This is a genomic window from Vibrio chagasii (genome assembly GCA_041879415.1).
GTDB lineage: Bacteria > Pseudomonadota > Gammaproteobacteria > Enterobacterales > Vibrionaceae > Vibrio.
Genome location: CP090851.1, coordinates 167491 through 184317 on the forward strand (window position 1 = coordinate 167491; position 16827 = coordinate 184317).

At 45.2% G+C, this 16827-nt stretch carries 15 protein-coding genes; 12 read left to right on the forward strand and 3 right to left on the reverse strand.

All coding sequences use genetic code 11. The features are described 5' to 3' along the window. Positions 1 to 9 precede the first annotated feature (9 nt). The 8 genes from infB (at position 10) to L0991_00805 (ending at position 10199) form a co-directional block, all read left to right on the forward strand. The gene (gene infB / locus L0991_00770) at positions 10 to 2700 is read left to right on the forward strand and encodes a translation initiation factor IF-2 (GenBank protein ID XGB62616.1); all 2691 of its coding nucleotides are present in this window, start codon (positions 10 to 12) and stop codon (positions 2698 to 2700) included. Positions 2701 to 2833: 133 nt separating this feature from the next. Further along, entirely contained in the window at positions 2834 to 3247 is a 414-nt protein-coding gene (rbfA, locus tag L0991_00775) for a 30S ribosome-binding factor RbfA (GenBank protein XGB62617.1), read from the forward strand. Then, positions 3247 to 4200, forward strand: coding sequence for a tRNA pseudouridine(55) synthase TruB (gene truB, locus L0991_00780; GenBank protein XGB62618.1), 954 nt, complete (start codon positions 3247 to 3249; stop codon positions 4198 to 4200). Before rbfA ends, truB begins: the two co-directional genes overlap by 1 nt. Before the next feature lie 218 nt (positions 4201 to 4418). Beyond that, entirely contained in the window at positions 4419 to 4688 is a 270-nt protein-coding gene (rpsO, locus tag L0991_00785) for a 30S ribosomal protein S15 (protein XGB62619.1), read from the forward strand. Between the two features lie 355 nt (positions 4689 to 5043). Continuing rightward, positions 5044 to 7164: a polyribonucleotide nucleotidyltransferase gene (gene pnp / locus L0991_00790; GenBank protein XGB62620.1), complete on the forward strand. Its 2121-nt coding sequence runs from the start codon at positions 5044 to 5046 to the stop codon at positions 7162 to 7164. A 124-nt stretch (positions 7165 to 7288) separates the two neighbouring features. Then, positions 7289 to 8212, forward strand: a complete 924-nt coding sequence (gene nlpI / locus L0991_00795) for a lipoprotein NlpI (protein XGB62621.1) — start codon at positions 7289 to 7291, stop codon at positions 8210 to 8212. Positions 8213 to 8365: 153 nt separating this feature from the next. After that, on the forward strand, positions 8366 to 8773 hold the full coding sequence (locus L0991_00800; protein ID XGB62622.1) for a MarR family transcriptional regulator: 408 nt from the start codon (positions 8366 to 8368) through the stop codon (positions 8771 to 8773). A gap of 88 nt (positions 8774 to 8861) precedes the next feature. Continuing rightward, positions 8862 to 10199: an MATE family efflux transporter gene (locus L0991_00805; protein ID XGB62623.1), complete on the forward strand. Its 1338-nt coding sequence runs from the start codon at positions 8862 to 8864 to the stop codon at positions 10197 to 10199. Positions 10200 to 10284: 85 nt separating this feature from the next. Here L0991_00805 and L0991_00810 read toward each other — a convergent pair whose 3' ends face one another. The 3 genes from L0991_00810 to L0991_00820 all read right to left on the reverse strand — a co-directional run bounded on the left by L0991_00810 (position 10285) and on the right by L0991_00820 (position 14412). Beyond that, positions 10285 to 11163: a U32 family peptidase gene (locus L0991_00810; GenBank protein ID XGB62624.1), complete on the reverse strand. Its 879-nt coding sequence runs from the start codon at positions 11161 to 11163 to the stop codon at positions 10285 to 10287. A gap of 18 nt (positions 11164 to 11181) precedes the next feature. Beyond that, entirely contained in the window at positions 11182 to 12195 is a 1014-nt protein-coding gene (locus tag L0991_00815) for a U32 family peptidase (GenBank protein ID XGB62625.1), read from the reverse strand. A gap of 177 nt (positions 12196 to 12372) precedes the next feature. Beyond that, positions 12373 to 14412, reverse strand: coding sequence for an EAL domain-containing protein (locus L0991_00820; GenBank protein ID XGB62626.1), 2040 nt, complete (start codon positions 14410 to 14412; stop codon positions 12373 to 12375). Positions 14413 to 14669: 257 nt separating this feature from the next. Between L0991_00820 and L0991_00825 the strand changes: the two genes are divergently transcribed. The 4 genes from L0991_00825 (at position 14670) to rimI (ending at position 16689) form a co-directional block, all read left to right on the forward strand. Then, complete coding sequence (locus tag L0991_00825) at positions 14670 to 15197, forward strand: SCP2 domain-containing protein (GenBank protein ID XGB62627.1); 528 nt, start codon at positions 14670 to 14672, stop codon at positions 15195 to 15197. Next, positions 15181 to 15684: an N-acetyltransferase gene (locus tag L0991_00830; protein XGB62628.1), complete on the forward strand. Its 504-nt coding sequence runs from the start codon at positions 15181 to 15183 to the stop codon at positions 15682 to 15684. Before L0991_00825 ends, L0991_00830 begins: the two co-directional genes overlap by 17 nt. Positions 15685 to 15842: 158 nt before the next feature. Continuing rightward, positions 15843 to 16241 (forward strand): DNA polymerase III subunit psi, encoded by a 399-nt coding sequence (locus tag L0991_00835; GenBank protein XGB62629.1) that lies wholly within the window; start codon positions 15843 to 15845, stop codon positions 16239 to 16241. After that, a complete protein-coding gene (rimI, locus tag L0991_00840) occupies positions 16234 to 16689 on the forward strand; it encodes a ribosomal protein S18-alanine N-acetyltransferase (GenBank protein ID XGB62630.1) in 456 nt (151 codons plus the stop codon). Before L0991_00835 ends, rimI begins: the two co-directional genes overlap by 8 nt. Positions 16690 to 16827 lie beyond the last annotated feature (138 nt).

Consider the following 16827-nt stretch of genomic DNA (forward strand, 5'->3'; position numbering starts at 1 on the left):
GAAAGCGGTATGACACAATTAACAGTTAAAGCACTGAGTGAAGAGATTGGTACGCCAGTTGACCGCTTAATTGAACAACTTGCTGATGCAGGCATGAAGAAATCAGGGTCGGATCAAGTAACTGATTCAGAGAAGCAAACATTGCTAACGCACCTTAAAAAGGAGCATGGCGATACTTCTGGTGAAGCAGAGCCGACTCGTTTAACTCTTCAACGCAAGACCCGCAGCACGCTAAGTGTTGCCGCTGGAGGCGGTAAGAGTAAGGATGTTCAAGTAGAGGTACGTAAAAAGCGTACTTACGTGAAGCGCAGCGCTATTGAAGATGAAGCGAAACGTGAAGCTGAGGAAGCAGCGAAGCGTGAAGCGGAAGAGAAAGCACGTAAAGAAGCTGAAGAGCTTGCGAAACGTGAAGCTGCAGAGAAAGCACAGCGCGAAGCTGATGAGAAAGCAAAACGTGAAGCGGATGCAAAACGTGAAGCTGAAGAAAAAGCTCAACGCGCCCAAGCTGAAAAGGCTAAAAAAGACATGAATTCAAAAAATGCAGACGCTAACGCACAAGCGAAAAAAGAAGCGGATGAACTAAAAGCTCGTCAAGAGCAAGAAGCACAGCGTAAAGCTGAAGCTGAAGCGGCGAAGCTAGTTGAAGAAGCTCGTAAGCTAGCTGAAGAGAACGAAGCGCGCTGGTCTGAAGAAGAGCAGAAGAAGAAAGAACAAGAGAAGTCTGCGGACTACCACGTGACAACTTCTACTTACGCTCGTGAAGCTGAAGATGCAGCTGACCAGAAAGAAGAAAAAGCGCCTCGTCGTCGTAAAAAGAAAGCAGCTCCAGCTAACCAACCTGGCAACAACCGTGGTGGTCGTAACCAACGTGGTCGTGGTGCTAAAGGTAAGCTTGCTAAACCAACTTCAATGCAGCAAGGCTTCGATAAGTCAGCAACTGTTGCTAAATCTGACGTTGCTATCGGCGAAACTATCGTTGTATCTGAACTGGCTAGCAAAATGTCAGTTAAAGCAACTGAAGTTATCAAAGTAATGATGAAGATGGGCGCTATGGCGACTATCAACCAAGTGATCGACCAAGAAACTGCACAACTTGTTGCTGAAGAAATGGGTCACAAGGTAATCCTACGTAAAGAAAACGAGCTTGAAGAAGCAGTACTAGCAGATCGTGATAACGATGCTATCGCTGAAGGTCGTGCTCCAGTTGTTACTATCATGGGTCACGTTGACCATGGTAAAACATCGACACTTGACTACATTCGTAAAGCACACGTTGCTTCTGGCGAAGCTGGCGGTATCACGCAGCACATCGGTGCTTACCACGTAGATACTGACAACGGCATGATCACTTTCCTTGATACTCCTGGACACGCGGCGTTTACTGCAATGCGTGCTCGTGGTGCTCAAGCGACAGATATCGTTGTACTAGTTGTTGCAGCAGACGATGGCGTAATGCCACAAACAATCGAAGCGATCCAGCACGCGAAAGCGGCAGGCGTTCCTCTGATTGTTGCTGTGAACAAGATCGATAAAGAAGGTGCAAACCCAGACAACGTTAAGAATGAGCTAGCTCAATACGACGTAATCCCTGAGGAATGGGGCGGTGAGAACATGTTCGTTCACATCTCTGCTAAACAGGGTACAAACATCGATGGTCTTCTAGAAGCAATCCTTCTTCAGTCTGAAGTTCTTGAACTGACTGCAGTTAAAGAAGGCATGGCATCTGGTGTTGTTGTTGAATCTCGTCTTGATAAAGGCCGCGGTCCAGTTGCAACAATCCTAGTTCAGTCTGGTACTCTAAACAAAGGCGACATCGTTCTTTGTGGTCAAGAGTACGGCCGTGTTCGTGCAATGCGCGATGAAAACGGTAAAGAAGTAGCGACAGCAGGTCCTTCTATCCCAGTAGAGATCCTAGGTCTTTCTGGTGTACCAGCTTCAGGTGATGAAGCAACAGTAGTACGTGATGAGCGTAAAGCTCGTGAAGTTGCGAACTACCGTCAAGGTAAATTCCGTGAAGTTAAACTAGCTCGTCAACAGAAAGCGAAACTAGAGAACATGTTCTCTAACATGGCTGCTGGTGAAGTTGCTGAACTAAACGTAGTACTAAAAGCTGACGTTCAAGGTTCTGTAGAAGCAATCGCTGACTCTCTACTGAAACTATCAACTGAAGAAGTTAAAGTGAACATCGTAGGTTCTGGTGTTGGTGGTATTACTGAAACTGATGCAACACTTGCAGCAGCTTCTAACGCTATCATCCTTGGTTTCAACGTTCGTGCTGACGCAACTGCGCGTAACACGGTTCAGAACGAAAACCTAGATCTACGTTACTACTCAATCATTTACCAACTGATCGACGAAGTGAAACAGGCAATGGGCGGTATGCTTGCTCCTGAATTCAAACAAGAGATCATTGGTCTTGCTGAAGTACGTGACGTATTTAAGTCACCTAAACTTGGCGCGATCGCTGGTTCTATGGTTACTGAAGGCGTAATTAAGCGTAACAACCCAATCCGCGTACTACGCGACAACGTTGTTATCTACGAAGGTGAACTAGAGTCACTTCGTCGCTTCAAAGACGACGTTCAAGAAGTTAAGAATGGTTACGAGTGTGGTATCGGCGTTAAGAACTACAACGACGTACGCGTTGGTGACCAGATCGAAGTATTCGAAATCGTTGAGGTTAAACGTACTCTAGACTAATCGTCTGTACGACTCGACATATTGACTAAGGTTACTAACATTACTAGTAAAGGTAAGAAGTAATCGGTTGTTGAATACACCATGGGGGGCTGGTAATTACCAAGCCCCCCATCTTTCTAAGTGAGAAAAGAAAATGTCAAAAGAATTTAGCCGCACACAACGTGTGTCTCAGCAGCTTCAAAAAGAGCTTGCTCTTATCCTACAACGTGAAGTTCGTGACTCACGTATCGGTATGGTAACGATCTCAGACGTAGAAGTGTCTCGTGACCTTGCGTACGCAAAAGTTTTCGTTACTTTCCTATGTATTGGTGAGCAAACACCTGAATCATGCCTTGCTGCTCTTAAAGAGCACGAAGTGCCAATCCGTATGGCGCTAGGCAAGCGTATTCGTCACCGTCTAACACCTGAAGTACGTTTTACTTACGACAACACACTAGTAGAAGGCATGCGTATGTCTAACCTAGTAAGTGAAGTTCTGAATGACGACAAGCGTAAGCAAGAAGCAGCAGGCCGCACTGACGAAACTCAGTCTAAGGGCGAAGAGTAATGGCTCGCCGTCGTAAAGGTCGCCCTATTAACGGGGTAATTCTGTTAGATAAGCCAACCGGCATTTCATCTAATGATGCACTGCAAAAAGTAAAGCGTATTTACTTTGCAGAGAAGGCGGGGCACACAGGTGCACTGGATCCTCTTGCGACTGGCATGCTGCCAATCTGTCTTGGCGAAGCAACGAAGTTCTCTCAGTTTCTTCTAGATTCTGATAAGCGCTACGTTGTGATTGCTAAGCTTGGTGAGCGTACCAATACTTCAGACTCTGATGGCGAAGTGGTTGAAACTCGTGAAGTGAATGTAACTCAAGAGCAACTTGAGCGTTGCATTGAAAGCTTCAAGGGTGAAACTGACCAAGTTCCGTCAATGTTCTCTGCATTGAAGTACCAAGGCAAGCCACTGTACGAGTACGCTCGTGCAGGTATCGAAGTGCCACGTGAATCACGTAAGATCACTGTTTACTCGATTGATCTGCTTCGCTTTGAAGGTGATGAAGTTGAGATGGAAGTACACTGTTCGAAAGGCACTTACATCCGAACGATCACGGATGACCTTGGTGAAATGCTTGGTTGTGGTGCTCACGTAACTATGCTTCGTCGTACTGGTGTTGCGAAATACCCTTACGAGCGCATGGTAACATTAGAGCAGCTCAACGAGATCTTAGAGCAAGCACAGGAGCAAGATATTGCACCTAAAGAGCTGCTTGATCCGCTACTAATGCCAATGGACACGGCCGTCGAAGACCTACCAGAAGTTAATTTGAATGCGGAGCTGACTGACCTAGTTCAGCATGGTATGCCTGTTCAAGTTGCTGGTGCTCCAACAGAAGGTACGGTTCGCATGACAAGCGGTGAAGATAAGCTGTTTGTTGGTGTTGCTCAGATAGCTGACGATGGTCGAGTTGCACCAAAACGTTTGGTTGTTTTCAGAGATGAAGAGCCACAAGCATAACGCTGCAACCGAGTTAGGTATTGGTGTTTTGCTTTGAAAAGCGAATCAATAAAATAGAAAGCGAACGCTTAATTTAAGCGCTTCGCTTTTTTCGTTTCTAAGGCCATCGATTGTTATTGCACCAACTGACAAACTTCCCTATAATCCTCGGCTCGCGTAGCGGCTGAATCAGAGATTGGCTGCTACAAATATTAAACTACTCTTATCAGGAGAGAATTATGTCTCTGAATGCAGAAACTAAAGCAGCAATCGTTGCAGAATACGCGCGCTCTGAAGGCGACACAGGTTCACCAGAAGTACAAGTAGCACTACTTACTGCTTCTATCAACCACCTACAAGGTCACTTCAAAGCTCACAAAGGCGATCACCACAGCCGTCGTGGTCTTCTACGTATGGTTTCTAGCCGTCGTAAGCTTCTTGACTACCTGAAAGGTAAAGACCTTTCTCGTTACCAAGACCTAATCAAGCGCCTAGGCCTACGTCGCTAATAGCGATGTCTGCAAAGACTGTTTGAAGAAAAAGGAGCATTTATTGCTCCTTTTTTTGTACCTGAAAGACAGAGTTTGAACTATTTCACGGAGCTTTTTCAGTACGAAAATATCCCTGTATATAAAAATAGTTTATACTATGCCTCGCCTGTACAGCTAACTGTATAGGTATTATACGACCCAGAAGTTACAGTCACAGATGTCGGCCAATAGGTCGCGACTATTCAAAGTGGATGTATGCTGTATTTTTTCGATACAGCGAATCAATTCCGTCTGCTTCGACTAGTCGCGATTGGTGATTTTTGGGTTTCAACTTACTGACTCTAAAGAACAATCTTTAGATAAAGGAAATACAATGTTTGAGAAACCAGTTGTAAAAACGTTTCAGTACGGTAACCACACAGTTACTCTAGAAACTGGCGTTATTGCTCGTCAAGCTACTGCAGCAGTTATGGTAACAATGGACGATACTTCAGTATTCGTATCTGTTGTTGGTAAAAAAGAAGCGGTACAAGGTCAAGACTTTTTCCCTCTAACGGTTAACTACCAAGAGCGTACATACGCTGCTGGTAAAATCCCAGGTGGCTTCTTCAAGCGTGAAGGTCGTCCATCAGAAGGCGAAACTCTAACGGCTCGTCTAATCGACCGTCCAATTCGTCCTCTTTTCCCAGATGCATTCAAGAACGAAGTTCAAGTTATCGCTACAGTAATGTCTGTAAACCCAGACGTTCAGCCTGACATGGTAACAATGATCGGTACTTCTGCAGCACTTGCTATCTCTGGTATCCCGTTCAACGGTCCTATCGGTGCAGCACGTGTTGGTCACATCGACGGTCAACTAGTACTTAACCCAAGCAACACTGAGCTAGAAACGTCTAAGCTTGACCTTGTTGTTTCTGGTACTGCTGGTGCGGTTCTAATGGTTGAGTCTGAAGCAGACAACCTAACAGAAGAAGAGATGCTATCAGCGGTAGTATTTGGTCACGATCAACAACAAGTTGTTATCAACGCGATCAACGAATTCGCAGCTGAAGTTGCTACTCCTGCATGGGATTGGGTTGCTCCAGAAGAGAACACTGCTCTTAACACTCGCATCGCTGAGCTTGCAGAAGCTAAGCTAGTTGAAGCGTACCAAATCACAGAGAAAATGACTCGTTACGACCGTATCCACGAGATCGCGGCTGAAGTTAACGAAGTACTAGTATCTGAAGACGAAGAAGTGAACCTAAAAGAAGTTCACTCTATCTTCCACGACCTAGAGAAAACTGTTGTACGTCGCAGCATCATCGCTGGTAACCCACGTATCGATGGCCGTGAAAAAGACATGGTTCGTGCACTAGACGTTCGTACTGGCGTTCTTCCACGTACTCACGGTTCTTCTCTATTCACTCGTGGTGAAACTCAAGCTATCGTTACTGCTACGCTTGGTACACAACGTGATGCTCAAATCATCGATGAGCTAACAGGCGAGCGTAAAGACAACTTCCTACTACACTACAACTTCCCTCCATACTGTGTTGGCGAAACTGGTTTTGTAGGTTCTCCTAAGCGTCGTGAAATCGGCCACGGTAAACTAGCTAAGCGTGGTATCGCTGCAGTAATGCCTTCTGTTGATGAGTTCCCATACACAGTTCGTGTTGTATCGGAAATCACTGAATCTAACGGTTCTTCTTCAATGGCTTCTGTATGTGGTACATCTCTAGCACTTATGGATGCTGGTGTTCCAATTAAGTCTTCTGTTGCGGGTATCGCAATGGGTCTTGTTAAAGAAGGCGACGACTTCGTTGTTCTTTCTGACATCCTTGGTGACGAAGACCACCTAGGTGACATGGACTTTAAAGTAGCAGGTACTAACGACGGTATCACTGCACTTCAAATGGACATCAAGATCGAAGGTATCACTAAAGAGATCATGCAAATTGCTCTTAACCAAGCGCAAGGTGCACGTAAGCACATCCTTTCTGTAATGGATGAAGCTATCTCTGGTGCTCGTGAAGAGATCTCTGAATTCGCTCCACGTATCCACACAATGAAAATCAGCTCTGATAAGATCAAAGATGTTATCGGTAAAGGCGGCGCAGTTATCCGTGCTCTTTGTGAAGAAACTGGTACTACAATCGAAATCGAAGATGACGGCACAATCAAGATTGCTGCTACTGAAGGCGCTGCTGCTAAAGAAGCTATCCGTCGTATCGAAGAGATCACAGCTGAAGTTGAAGTTGGCCGCATTTACCAAGGTAAAGTTGCTCGCCTAGCTGACTTCGGTGCATTCGTAACTATCCTTCCAGGTAAAGATGGTCTAGTACACATCTCTCAAATCGCGGACAAGCGTGTTGAGAAAGTGTCTGACTACCTAACTGAAGGTCAAGAAGTGCCTGTTAAGGTTCTTGAGATTGACCGTCAAGGCCGTGTACGTCTAAGCATGAAAGAAGCAGTTGAAACGCCAGCTGAAGGCGAAGCACCTGCTGCTGAGTAATTCTCAGTGTGTCGATAGTAATATCGCTTTTTAGTGATTTTTAACCTATCGTCAACAAAGCATGTTATAAAGGGGAGCATATCGCTCCCCTTTTTAATTGCGGTCATAACAGGAGTAATTATTTGTGAAATGGTTTCAAACCGCGAGTATGTGTTTACTGCTTGTACTAACTGGTTGTGCAACAACATCAGATAACGCCTCAAGTTGGGTTTACCCGCCAATGGCTGTGCCTTTACAACCGAGCGTCCAGCAAGAAGTTCAGATTGCACGTTTGAGTCAGCTACTGCAGCGCCCAGATCTGAATGATGAAGTTAGAGCTAAGATGCTGTTTGAACGTGGTAACTACTACGACAGTGTCGGCTTGAGGGATTTAGCGCGTTTAGACTTTAATCAATCGCTTTCATTGAACCCAGCTCAGCCTGATATCTTCAACCTTTTGGGTGTCTACTTCACGCAAGTAGGAGAGTTTGATGCGGCTTATGAATCTTTCGATTCTACGCTCGAGCTTGATCCTGCGAATTCATATGCAGAGAGAAACCGCGCTATCGCACTCTATTATGGTGAGCGTTACGACTTAGCTAATGAAGAGATGATGAAGCACTACGCCGATGATCCGAGTGATCCATTCCGCGCGCTTTGGTTATACATCATTCAGCATGAGCTAACGCCTGAACAAGCTAAGCTTGACCTGCAAAAACGTTATGAGAATCATGACGAGCAGTGGGGCTGGGTATTGGTCGCTATCATGCTCGATGACATCACTGAAGAGCAGGCATTCAAAGCGATCTTAACAGGTACTCGTGACAATACGTTGCTTGCACAGCGCTTAACCGAGACATACTTCTATCTGGCTAAGCGTTACCACATGAATGGCGACTACGCGAATGCGATCTCTTTGTATAAGTTATCGGTCTCTTTTAACGTATTTGAATACGTAGAGCATCGTTACTCTTTCTTAGAGTTAAGCCGTATTTTCACTACGCTAAAAGCAGAGCACCTCGCTCAGGCTAAGCTGGCTGAAGCAGAGCAAGAAGCTGATGCTCGCTAAATAGATCATTTTTACTATCAAAGCCGCTGCCAGTCAGCGGCTTTTTTGTGCCTACTTTTTATGATCTTTGTCTCGTTTTGGATTGCTTTTTATTTAAATAGGATTAAAATAGTTAGCTTCGCTAACTAAATGCCATTCTTTGATTGGGTGAGTATGCTAAACCAGAATTTAGAGAAGATAGAACGCTTCGCCTCGAAAGTATGGCGAACACAGGTAAATGAAGATCCTATCTGCCAGTTGAGCTTCAACGAATATGACTACTTGAAGGTGATTCAGGCGTCTCCTGAGCCGATTCGACTGACCGACCTTGCTATTGAAATGCAGGTGACCAAGCCTTCAGCAACCACTATGGTACAAAGGCTTGAGAGAAAAGGCCTTGTGGAGCGTAAGGCGTCACTGGAAGACGCGAGATCTAAACTCGTGGTACTGACGCATAAAGCAGAACTAGGTTTAGAAGAAGAGAGCAAGATCTATCAAGTGATGGCACAAATACTGGAAAGTCGTTTGTCTGATCAAGAGTCTAAGCAACTGAACCAGTTATTAGACAAAGCGTTGAAGTAATTAATTTAGATATTTAGTTAGCCTTATTAACTAATTTATCGAGTCATATCCCACTGATATGTGACTCACAATGAAAGTAGAGTAAGAAATGAGTAACTCAATTAGTCGTCAATTTTGGCGATACACAATCCCAACGGTAGCGGCGATGCTGGTTAATGGCCTCTACCAAGTGGTGGATGGCATCTTTATTGGTCGTTATGTCGGCGCTGATGGGCTAGCGGGTATCAACGTCGCGTGGCCGGTGATCGGTTCGATTCTTGGCCTAGGTATGCTGGTGGGTGTCGGTACTGGAGCGCTGGTATCGATTCGCCAAGGTGAAAAAGACACTCAAGGTGCTAAGCAGATCTTAGCTACGGGTTTGACTTTGTTGTTAGCCATAACCCCCATTGTTTCTATATTGCTGTATCTGTTTGCCGATAACTTTTTGCTTTGGCAGGGCGCAGAAGGGCGAGTGTATGAACTTGGTTTGCAGTACTTACACATCTTGATTGGCGCCAGCGTGTTTACCTTGGGTTCCATCGCGATGCCGTTTCTACTGCGCAACGACGATAGCCCGAACCTAGCGACTATCCTGATGATTATTGGTGCGGTCATTAATATCGTTCTGGATTACCTGCTTATCGCCCTATTTGGATGGGAATTGATGGGCGCGGCATTGGCTACAGCGATTGCTCAGTTTGTGGTAACGGCTTTGGGTCTCGCTTACTTTTTCTCACGTCGTGCAAACCTTCGTTTACGTTGGAGTGAGTTGAGATTGAAGCTTGCGGTAATCCCACAGATTTTCGCGATTGGTACATCAAGCTTCTTTATGTACGCTTATGGCTCAATGATGGTGGCATTGCACAACGCTTTGTTCTCTCAATATGGCGACCAGTTGATGATTGGTGCTTACGCTATTTTGGGCTACATCGTGACGGTTTATTACCTAACTGCGGAAGGTATCGCTAACGGTATGCAGCCATTGGTGAGCTACAACCATGGTGCACGTAACCAAGCGAATATTCGCAAGTTGCTTAAGATTGCTATGTCGAGTTCTGTCTTGATTGGTTTCGCGTTTGTATTGTTATTGAACGTGTTCCCACGTGAGTTTGTTTCAGTGTTTAACTCGGACGAACCTCAGCTAGTTGAGTACACCGTATTGGGTATTCGACTGCACATGTTCGCATTGGCGCTTGATGGCTTCTTAGTGGTTGCGGGGGCTTACTACCAGGCGGTGAACAAAGGTAGTAAGGCTATGTTCGTGACGGTAGGTAACATGCTGATTCAACTGCCGTTCCTGTACATTATGCCTAAGTTGTATGGTGTGCCGGGGATCTGGATTGCGTATCCACTGTCTAATATCGCGTTGAGCGCGGTGGTGATGGTGATGCTCTACAAAGATGTAAAGAAGCTCGACGCCTCGCCGATGGAAACCGCAACGGCATAGGTCGATTTTCTTGAGACAAACTAAAAGGTCTAGCATGTGCTAGACCTTTTTCGTTTTGAAAATCGCTTCGTTTTGAAACTAGTATTTAGATGTTTTTAACGTCTAAACCTGCAAGCTGATGCCAGTAGCCATTACACTGGCGGCTCTCAATCTTCATTGGGTTTTGACCCTGTTCGTTGGCTCTGAAGTTATTGATTTCAGAGAAGGTATCAACGCCAAGTGGGCTTAAACGAACCACATCCACTAAGTCATGCATGTTTGGCAAGTCATTCACCAAGTTGTAGCAGTAGCCAGATTGAGTCTGGATGCCGTTAAGGTTGAAGACAGACTGACCCTCTTGGCTCTCAACTTGAAGGCCTGTTGGGTACTTGATACAGCAGGTCTCACAATCATCTTTAGCTTTGTTCTCTGCACGAGCCGTAAAGCAGCGAGCTGAATACGCTAGCGGTAAGTAGCCGTGGCTGAACACTTCGACTTCAAACTTGTTGCGGATGTTCAACTCTTCGCACTGTGTCATCACATTGCTCAGCCATTCACGAGAAAGCTCGACCGGCATACACCAACGCGTCATACCTTGCTTTAAGAATAAGTTCAGCGTGCGTGCATTGTAAGTGTTTACTGCTGGGCCTACTACGAATGGTACTTTGCTTTCGCTCGCCAGTTGAATAGCAGATACATCGTTCGCTTCAATGGAAAAGTCACCGTTATCAATGTACTTCTTCATGATATTGACTTCGCTAGGTGCCTCCAACAACGCCATAGTCGACAGAACTACCTGCTTACCTGATGCAGACAGCTCTTTAGCAATGTCCATCCAGTGTTTTGCTTTCATCTCGCGACGCTTTGAACATACGGCTTCACCTAGGTAGATGATGTCTGCTGAGCTTGATTTTGCTTGCTCATAGAAGCTTTCAACGTCTTGTTTTGGCCAAAAATAAAGTAGAGGGCCTAATGCGTATTTCATTGAGTTCTCCAGTTGGCTCTATTGCCATTTACGGTGATAAGCGCCAAGCGTGGTTTGTGTACCTTCAGATACATTCGCCAGTGTCGCATTCCAAGCTTGTTCTACTTGGTACTGTTCAGGGTTTGCTAAGTAGCGGTCGATGGCAGCACGCCAAGTACGAGTCACTTGTTCTACATAAGCAGGGCTGCGTTGACGACCTTCAATTTTCACTGAAGCGACATTAGCGGCGAATAATTCAGGCAGCATGGATAGCGTGTTAAGGCTCGTTGGCTCTTCGAGTGCATGGTAGCGCTTACGTTCACCGTCGATATCCGCTTCAAAACGGCCTTTACATAATGTTGGGTAGCCTGCATTTTCACCTGCCACATACTTGTCGATAAGGATCTCATTCAAACGAGATTCTAGGCCGGTTTCAGTCTCTTGCCAGCGAACGTATTTCGCCGGAGAACAAGCGCCAACCGTGTTTGGTGACTCACCTGTCATGTATGAAGATAGGTAGCAACGACCTTCAGCCATGATACATAAACTACCGAAAGCGAATACCTCGAGGTCAACGTCAGAAGTGATGTTGCGAGAAAGCTGTTTGACCTGATGAATCGACAATACGCGTGGCAGTACGACACGTTTTACGTTGAAGTTCTTGTGGTAGAAGTCGATCGCAGCGGCATTGGTTGCAGAAGCTTGAACTGATAGGTGCAGTTCTAGGTCTGGATATTTGTTTGCAGCGTACTCAAGCACAGCGATGTCAGCGATGATCAGTGCATCAACACCCAGAGCGGCTGCGTTGTCCACGGCGTTAGTCCAACGTTCGAAGCCATTTGGGTGAGCAAACGTATTTAAAGCAACATGAATTTTCTTGTTGTGGTCATGTACATACTGCACAGCACGATCGAGCTTTTTACCCGCAAAGTTAAGGCCTGCAAAGTGTCGGGCATTGGTATCGTCTTTGAATCCGATATAAACAGCATCCGCACCGCAATCAATGGCGGTTTTCAAAGCAGGTAAGTTACCCGCTGGGCATAAGAGTTCCATTTGCTCACTACCAGTAGAATTAAGTTGAAGCGGGCATTTTATGAAGAATTATGAATGACAGAATTGATGTAAGGCAGGTTTAGATGGATAAATCTGCTTTTACTCCGTTTGAGGTACTGACGAGTGGTGATTTGTGTGTCGTTTTTCTGAAAAGAGGAGAGGGCTTGAATCGTGTAATTAGTTCTTATGACGACGGTTTTGTGCGAACAACTCTTCGACATCTTGTTTTGGTTGTGGACGATAGAAGTGGAAGCCTTGAATCGAGCTGCAATTGAGGTTCGACAGGAGGGTCGCTTGCTCACTGGTCTCGACACCTTCTGCAACTACGGTTAAATCGAGGGATTTACCAAGGTTGATGATGTTTTCAATCACGGTGATCTGTTTTGGAAGGGTATCGATATCCGAGATGAAAGCACGGTCTATTTTAAGCTCATCAATTGGGAAGCGAGCTAAGTAAGACAGAGAAGAGTAACCAGTACCAAAATCATCGATGGAGAGAGCAAAGCCGAGCTTTTTAATCGCATTAAGCATTTGTACAGTGTGTTCACTGTCACTCATTACAGCGCTTTCAGTGAGCTCAAAGGTAATCGCACTTGGGTCTAGCTCAGTAGAGCGTAGTAGTTTCTCCATGTAATCAATCAGTTTAGGGTTGCCAAACTGTTCTGGAGAAAGGTTGATTGCAACACGACCTGGCAGGATCCCTTGCATCTTCCAACGCTTCACGGTTGCAAAGACTTCGCGCATCACCACACGGCCAAGTTGTTCGATAAGACCGGCACGCTCTGCGACAGGGATAAATGCTGCTGGGCTAATATAGCCTTCAACAGGGTGCTTCCAACGGACCAAAGCTTCTGCACCATTGATGGTAAAATCACGAGCATTCACCTTTGGCTGATACCAAACTTCAAGTCCGTTTTGCTGGAGTGCTTTTTGTAGTTCGATCTCAAGCCACAGTCGCATGCGCGCTTCTTTGTTCATCTGTTCGTTGAACTTAATTAAGCGGTTGCGACCACGATCTTTGGCTTCGTACATCGCGGTATCGGCATTTTGTAGCAAGATACGCGCATCGATGCCGTCTTGAGGGAAGCGCACACTACCAATTGAACAAGCTAGGCGTTTACTGAAGTGGTGAAGGTCAAAGGGCTGATTGATCAGCGAAATGATCTTTTCTGCCAGTGTTTCTGCGGTTCTTGGATGTTCAGGCTCTGGCAGAATGATACCAAATTCGTCGCCTCCCAGATGCCCAATCACAGCTTGGCGTGGCAGCAGGCGCTTAAGGCGAGAAGCCACTTCCTTGATCACTTTGTCGCCAATATGATGCCCTAATGAGTCATTGATATTCTTAAAGTTATCAATATCTAAATACATCATGACAACCGGAGTGTCATTGTGAATGAACTGTTCCAGACGCTTAGTAAAACCCACTCGATTGTAGAGTTTAGTGAGTGAGTCTATGTAGGCATCTTCACTGTTGGTAGGCGTATATTGTTTAGTGGTCTCTTGAGCGTCCTGAATGAGTACAAGCTGAGTGCTACTTCCAAGAATCGCAGTCGAGTCGATGTTGAGTTGAACCTTACGTTCAAAGCCACATCGAGCACCGGTTAAGCAAACCAAACCAGACTCAGAAATAATAGAGCTGAGGCTATTATTAAAGACCGTTTTGGTTTGTTCATCGATAAACAAGCGTCCTAACTCTTCACCGATGAGTTCAGTGGGAGAGTTAAAACCGAGCAAGCGTGCAGCCGATGGGTTAGACGACAAGATATAGTCGTTTTCAACCAGTAGTAGCCCGTCAGGTAGTAGCTGAGATAGCTTATGAAACTTGGCTTCGGATTCTTCTAAAGAACGGACGAGTACTTGGTTTTCTGATGTATCGAAAGCGTGAAAGACGATGTAATCGGTATTCTTGCCATTGGTAAGCGGGGACAAGCTGAAGTGGAGGCTTGTGTCGAGGTCAGTTTCGTTAAGGGTGACTTCGGCTTCAATGGTTTCGCCGTTGAATGCTCGTTCGTAGTATGGTTTGAGGTGTTGGTAGAATTGTTCACCTAGGGTTTGGCGGTCGTTCATGCCTGCAAGCTCAGTTTGGCTTAAACCAGCAATATCGCAATAACGCTCATTCACCATAAAGTAGTTATGTTGAGCATCAAGCACTGCAAAAAAGAACGGGCTGTTTGCAGTTAGCTGAGTAAACCAATGTTGTAGTTGCTGGGGAGGCATCAAAGTACTACCAATTCTCCAAGAGCTTGATTATTCACAATCGATAAATATTTATTTCTTTTGTGTGGTTATCGATATTTACCTGTGAGTGCAGCGATCCGCTGTAATTCTCATTACCTGAGTTACTATAACTGTGATTTTCAGGATATTAAAGGTCGAGCATCAAACAGAAGTTAATTTGATACATAACAGTAACTGAGATCTCAACATCATCTATGATGCATTCCATATTATTGACAAAGTTACGGATAAGTCACGTGATAAACAAGATTCGCACTCAACTAGTTCAAAATGCCGCATCAATTTTGCGATCTCCAGTCCAATTATTGCCTAAAACAGTACAAAAAAGAGCCTTGTTAGAGGGGCTTAAGAACGTATTCAAAGAAGCGCTAGAAGACGGCGACTTTGAGTTTTTAGAAGATAAATGGCTTAAAGTCTCAATAAAGGATATGGGGTTAAGTTGGTGTATTAGCTACCAAAATGAGCAACTAGTTGTAGCTGATAAAGAGGTTGTTGAAGATGTTAGCTTTAGCGGCAATCTCAATGATCTTGTGTTAATTGCTGGTCGTAAAGAAGACCCTGATACGCTTTTCTTCCAACGTAGACTGTCTATAGAGGGCGATACAGAGCTCGGTTTAGAGGTCAAAAACTTGATGGACAGCGTAGATTTAGACTTATTGCCAGCTCCCTTGAAAACTTTGTTAAATCAATTAGCTGATTTTGTGCAGAAGGGAGTACAATCCCCGGATACACAAAGTGAGGTAATGAATGCTTATTCGAACTGAAGCACCGGCAGATATACTTGTCATTGATCGTTTATTGAAATCTGTTTTTGAAACGGATGCAGAAGCTAACCTGGTTATGAGCCTACGTGAGAATAGTCATTTAACGCTATCGCTGGTGGCTTGCTCTGATGAGGGTGAAGTGGTTGGCCACGTAATGTTTAGCCCGATTACTCTGCATGGTGAAGATCATAATTGGCAAGGGCTTGCTCCGCTTGCAGTGAAAGAAGAGTTTCGCAATCAAGGCATTGCTAAAGCTCTGGTTGAAGATGCGTTCTCTACATTGGTTGATTTTGGTTACCCAGCGTGTGTCGTGCTTGGTGATCCTGCTTATTATGGTCGTTTTGGCTTTAAAGCCGCGAGCGAGTTTGGTTTAAGCTGCGCTTGGGATGTTCCTGAAGGTGCTTTCCAAGCCATTGAACTGGTTGAAGGGGCACTCGCTGGGCATTCTGGTGAGGTGGCTTACAGCTCTGAATTCAATGAGTTATAAAGCAATGTCCAACACAATAAGATGCAAACTGATTTAGTCTAAATAAAGGAGCTTGATGCTCCTTTATTTTTTGTTAGTATCAGCCCAATTCTAATGAGCTCTTTTTAGTTTGCTCTAATTAGCCGCTCACTATTAACCTAAGGTAATAACCGCTAGATATGTCACAAACACACGCAAAGTACCTGCAAGAGATGGGCATCAGCCAATGGGAGCTTAGCCACCCAGAACGTTTGGCGGGTTATGAATCGAAACGAACTCCACTGTCGAGTGAGTGCAAGCTATTGCTCGTTTCTCCTGAAAAACCTCAGGGCGATCTCGCAGTGATGTTTGAGCGTGTGCTGAAAAGTATCAAGCTTGATTTATCTCAGGCTCTGCATATTCAGCCTCAACATCTAACGTCAATCGAACTCGGTGAAGTTGAGTGGGTGTGGTTTGCTGGGTGTGAATCTGCTCAAGAGCTCAAAGCAAAAACACTGCAATCCCCATTGCTGTCTGATATCAATGGCAATAACCAACATCGCCGCGACTTATGGCAACAAATTTGTGCATATGACTAATCAATTTTTACCGACTTCATCCCATCATCTAGACGCTATTTGGCAGATAGAACAGGCTGCGCACTCTCATCCATGGTCAGAGACTATGATCCGAGATCTCGATAGCCGTGGCGCTTGTCATCGTGTTCTTGAGGTTGACGGGCAAGTGGTTGGGTACTTTTTCGCGCAGAATATCGTTGGAGAAGTGACGCTACTTAATATTGCAGTGGATCCAAGCCAACAAGGCAAAGGCTATGGTAAGGCGCTGACTGAACACTTCTTAGATATCTGTGAACAAGCAAACGCAGAAAGTGCGTGGCTAGAGGTTCGCGAAAGTAATGTGAATGCATTTAACCTTTACGAAAAGGTCGGCTTTAATGAGGTGGACCGTCGTCGTAACTATTACCCAACCAAGCAAGGACAAGAAGACGCCATCATTATGAGCTATCTTTTCATGTCTTTTAGCTAGTCATCTTGTCGCTTTTCGCTAAGCAGAAAGTAAGCGAAAAATAGGGTGTAAACTGACCCTTTAGAAAGTGACACGCTTTCTGTATAATCCGCACACAGAATTCAAGGGCAAGTATTATCTACTTGCCCTTTTTACGCT